6 protein-coding genes are annotated in these 4,210 nt (G+C 68.5%); 2 read left to right on the forward strand and 4 right to left on the reverse strand.

The features are described from left to right. Both ACTHL9_RS05555 and ACTHL9_RS05560 read right to left on the reverse strand, forming a co-directional pair. The coding region (locus tag ACTHL9_RS05555) for an HAD-IC family P-type ATPase (RefSeq protein WP_440517852.1) at window positions 1–1,779 on the reverse strand (1,779 nt) is incomplete at its 3' end. Window positions 1,780–1,812: 33 nt separating this feature from the next. Beyond that, window positions 1,813–1,974, reverse strand: a complete 162-nt coding sequence (locus tag ACTHL9_RS05560; RefSeq protein ID WP_440517853.1) for a hypothetical protein — start codon at window positions 1,972–1,974, stop codon at window positions 1,813–1,815. A 323-nt stretch (window positions 1,975–2,297) separates the two neighbouring features. Here ACTHL9_RS05560 and ACTHL9_RS05565 point away from each other — a divergent pair, with 323 nt between their 5' ends. Both ACTHL9_RS05565 and ACTHL9_RS05570 read left to right on the forward strand, forming a co-directional pair. Further along, a complete protein-coding gene (locus tag ACTHL9_RS05565; RefSeq protein ID WP_440517854.1) occupies window positions 2,298–2,486 on the forward strand; it encodes a hypothetical protein in 189 nt (62 codons plus the stop codon). Between the two features lie 61 nt (window positions 2,487–2,547). Further along, window positions 2,548–2,736 carry a hypothetical protein gene (locus ACTHL9_RS05570; RefSeq protein ID WP_440517855.1) on the forward strand — a complete coding sequence of 63 codons (189 nt, stop codon included), beginning with the start codon at window positions 2,548–2,550 and terminating at the stop codon, window positions 2,734–2,736. 207 nt (window positions 2,737–2,943) lie between these two features. On the opposite strand, the gene ACTHL9_RS05575 is transcribed toward ACTHL9_RS05570, so the two are convergent. Further along, window positions 2,944–4,002, reverse strand: coding sequence for a lactonase family protein (locus ACTHL9_RS05575; RefSeq protein ID WP_440517856.1), 1,059 nt, complete (start codon window positions 4,000–4,002; stop codon window positions 2,944–2,946). 42 nt (window positions 4,003–4,044) lie between these two features. Next, window positions 4,045–4,210 (reverse strand): HPr family phosphocarrier protein (locus tag ACTHL9_RS05580; RefSeq protein WP_440517857.1); only part of this gene is annotated, 166 nt, incomplete at its 5' end.

Raw genomic sequence — 4,210 nt, forward strand, 5'->3', positions numbered from 1 at the left:
GATCACGCGCCGGCCTTCGCCGACCACGTGCGGCAGGGTCGCGAAGCTGTTGTCGAGGAGGACAATCTGGGCGACGGCGCGTGTCGCGGGGCTTCCGTCCCCCATGGCCACGCCGATGTCCGCGTCCTTGAGCGCGAGCACGTCGTTGACGCCATCGCCCGTCATGGCCACCGTGTGCCCGCGGGACTGAAGCGCCTTCACCATCTCGCGCTTCTGGGCAGGGCTCACGCGCCCGAACACCGTGGCGCCGTCGACCATCCCGGCGAGCTGCTCGACGTCGTCCGGCAGCGTGCGCGCGTCCACTGGGGCGGTGGCCCCGGGGAGCGAGAGTTGGCGCGCGACCGCGCCGACGGACGCCGCGTTGTCGCCGGAGATGACCTTGACCGCCACCTTCTGGGCGGCGAAGTAGTCGAGCGTCGCGGCGGCATCGTCACGTACCGTCTGCTCGAGGACCACAAGCGCTGCCGGCACGACGGCGGCCGTCGGCTCGAGCAGGCTGTCAGCGCGCGCGAGGAGGAGCACGCGCAGTCCCTGGGCTCCCAGCTCCTCGGCCGTCTGGCGCTCGGGCGAATCGGGCCGAAGGAGGACGTCCGGGGCGCCGAGGAGCCATGTGCCGTGCTCTTCGAAGCGGGCACCGCCGAACTTCCGGGCCGAGGCGAACGGGAGCGTCTCGAGGGCACGCCAGCCGGGGGAGTGGGGGAAGGCCGCGGCGATCGCCTGCATGCTGGCATTGGGGCGGGGATCTGCGGCGGCCAACGCGGCGAGGGCCTGCCTCGCTGGGTGGGCTGCGCCGTCGTCGGCCGCTCCTGAGGCGAGCCGCACCTCGGCGACGTCCATCGAATTCTCCGTGAGCGTCCCTGTCTTGTCCGCGCACACGACGTCGACGCGCGCGAGGCCCTCGATCGCTGGGAGCTCGTTGACCAGACAGCCTCGGCGGCCAAGGCGGACCACGCCGACTGCGAACGCGATCGTCGTCATGAGAACCAGCCCTTCGGGGACCATCGGGACGAGCGCGGCGACCATGCCGCGCAGGGCGTCCGGAAGGGCTTGACGCCCAGTGAGCTGGTTGTAGACGGAGAGGATCCCGGCAGGGATGAGGAGCCACGTGATGACTTTGAGGATCGTGTTGATCCCGTTCCGCAGCTCCGAGTTGACGAGCGTGAAACGGCTCGCCTCCTCCTGGAGCTGCGCGGCGTAGGCCTCGCGCCCGACCTTCGTGGCCCGGTACAGGCCCGAGCCCGAGGAGACGAAGCTGCCCGAGAGCACGGTGGTACCGGGCGTCTTGACCACGGGGTCGGATTCGCCGGTGAGGAGGGATTCGTCGACTTCGAGCCCATCGCCCGCGAGGACCTCGCCGTCAACGACCACCTGGTCGCCAGGACCGAGCTCGATCACGTCGTCGAGCACGATCTCCGCTGGCGCGGTCGGGGTCGTCACACCATCCCGCCGCACATGGGGGTGGGCCCGGCCCACGAGGGCCAGACGCTCCAGGGTCTGCTTGGCGCGGAGCTCCTGGACGATGCCGACGATGCTGTTGGCCACGATGAGCCCCGCGAAGAGCCCATCGAGGAGATAACCGGTCGAGAAGACGATGACGGCGAGCACAGCGAAGATCGCGTTGATCCGCGTGAAGACGTTCGCCCGCACGATGTCCCACGAGCTCCGGCTTGCGCGCGCGGGCACGTCGTTGGTGAGCCCCTCGGCCACCCGCCGGGCTACCTCGTCCGCGCTCAGGCCGCGCACGGACACAGCGGAACCGGTCCCCACCTCATTCCCCATGGATCAACAGTAGGGCTCCCGAGCTTTCGGCGCTCACGGGCGGTTCTTGAGCGCGGCTGTCACCGGCGCCGCGCCGAGCAAGGCGCGGAAGAGGGCGACGCCGGTCACCGCCACCGCGGCAACGCGCCTAGGGCGGCCGGCGGAGGCCCAGAGAAGCGACTCTGCTGCGACGATGATGACAAGTCCTGCATCCATAGGAAGACCCGGGGCCCCACGGGATCATCGGATCTGCGGGCCTCCTGGCTTCTTCCTTCGGGCACTGCAGGTCCCCCTCCCGCTGAGTTACATCGGCCTACTGATCCGAGGCGATCTCAGTGGTAGCGGCGGACGGTATCGTGACTGGTCATTGGGGCAGGTTGTCCAGTCGCTCACGCGACGGCGGTTGCATCGAAATCCCGTCCGAACTCTCAGGGGGAAGCATTGAAGACACGTACTGCCTCCGCGCTGCCCGCGCAGGCAGAGACATCGAGCGTCAGCGGCTCGCGCAGCTGCCCCCCGGTCAGGTCGTGTGGGTGTCCGTGACGACTCAGTACAGTGCATCGGCTACGTTCTACTCCGGCACCGCCTCGCGGTACACGGACCTCGGCGGCTATAGCCATGCCTTCAACTACGGGACCAGGACGGCAAACTGGCGGGTCACTAGCGGTGGGAACATCCTGACTGTGAGCGACTGGTGCGGAGGCAATGTGACGGCCGCCCATGTCTGAACCTGCCGGGGCTGAGGTCGCGCGCACCCTCGACGCAATTCCAGTTCGCGCGTCTCGCCAGATGACCGTCACCGAGTATCAGTTCCGCGTGGCCGAGGTCCTCAGCCTTTTCGACATCGAAGCAGTGGGCGACGAGACGGGCGTGTACTACGGGGGCGAGGGCGTTGAGCTGGAAGAACAGCCTCTAGTCGATGCCATTCGCATACTGATTGCGAGACGATTCGGCATCCCGGAACTATTGGCAATTTGAGCCAGCGGCTCGGCTAGCGTCAGATGCACCGTCATACGCTCGCGCGCGCGAAGCGGTCGAGCCAGCTCGAGGGGATTTCTTCGGCCATGGGTGGGCATTGGTCGCTGCGTGCAGGAATGGTGCGATCGCGGCCCCCTGTGCGGACGAGAGCGGGCCAGTTCGGCCCGCGACGCTGAGCCGGCCGCCGTCGTCGACCAACGGCAGAAGTTAGGCAGGCATCCAGCACTCGATCCACAGCGGACCACCCGATGTCGCGGCTCGCGAGGCAAGCGTCAGCTCGCCGTCGTCCTCGATCCGATACGCCGTCACGTGGTCGGAGCGCTCTCCGCACACGAGGAGGAACTGTCCCGACGGGTCGATGGAGGAGCCCCGCGGCTGCGCTTCTGTGGGGGTGCGGCGGAGGTCTTCCAAGAGACCGTTGTCGCGCACGGCGAACGCGGAGATCGTGCTCGTGGAGCGTTCGGTCGTGAACAGGAACCGTCCGTCAGGCGTGAGGCGCAGATCCGCGCACCAGACGACGCTCTGCCCCGGGTCCTGCGTGCTCGGCGAACGGACCGCACCCCGCGAGAGATCCAGGCCCTCCACCGCGGAAACGGTCTGGAGAAGCGCGAGGCGCCCGGTCTCGGCGTCGCGCTCGAAGACTCTGACATCACCGGAAAGCTCGTGCAGCACATACGCCCGGTCGCCCGCAGCGTTGAACCGTAGGTGCCGCGGGCCCGTGCCATGCTCGACGGCAACGTGCCCGTCTGAGGCGATGGCGCCGTCGTCCGGGCTCGTCTGGGGTCCGTCGACTCTGAACCAGCTGATCCGGTCGTCGCCGAGTGACGCGGCGTACACGTAGCGGCCATCGGGGCTGACGACCGAACAATGCGTGTTCGCCCCTGAGGCGTACGTGGCGACTGTGTCGGCGGAGTCGCCGGGAATGGCGAAGCGAATGAGGCGTCCCTCGTGATACGACGCCGCGAAGAGCTCGCGCCGGTCTGGTGTGAGGGCGATGTAGCACGTGGTGACGGGAAGTTCCCGCTCGGCCCCCGCCGTCGCCGCCCCAAAGGGGTCGAGAGCGAGGGCGACGACGCGGGGCGGCACGTGGGGAGCGGGCCGGTCGATGTTGCAGGCGGCGTAGAGCGTGGACCCCTTCACGTCCAGAGCCATCGATGAGATGTGGTCGAGGCCTTCGGTCCTACCCAGGCGCTCAAGCGCGCCGCTGTCCTCGTCGAGGGATAGCACATCGACAGCGCCGCTCGCAGCGCACGCAACGTAGATCAAGGACAATTCGCGGGGGGTGGGTGCGGGGGTGCGGGGGTGGGGTTATTGGGCGTCGTGGTCGGTTTCCAGGACGGTGACGAGGTGGTCGAGGGCGGCTTCGGCGCCGGGGCCGTCGGCGCGGAGGGTGACTTTCTGGCCGTATTCGGCGCCGAGGGACATGAGGGAGAGGATGCTGGAGGCGTCGAGGGCCTCGTCTTCGGGTTCTCCT

It is taken from the genome of Sinomonas sp. (genome assembly GCF_051955515.1).
Classification (GTDB): domain Bacteria; phylum Actinomycetota; class Actinomycetes; order Actinomycetales; family Micrococcaceae; genus Sinomonas.

Coding starts and splice junctions, on each gene's coding strand:
- ACTHL9_RS05570 (WP_440517855.1), top strand. CDS start 2,548: ATGACCGTCACCGAGTATCAGTTCCGCGTGGCCGAGGTCCTCAGCCTT.
- ACTHL9_RS05560 (WP_440517853.1), bottom strand. CDS start 1,974: ATGGATGCAGGACTTGTCATCATCGTCGCAGCAGAGTCGCTTCTCTGG.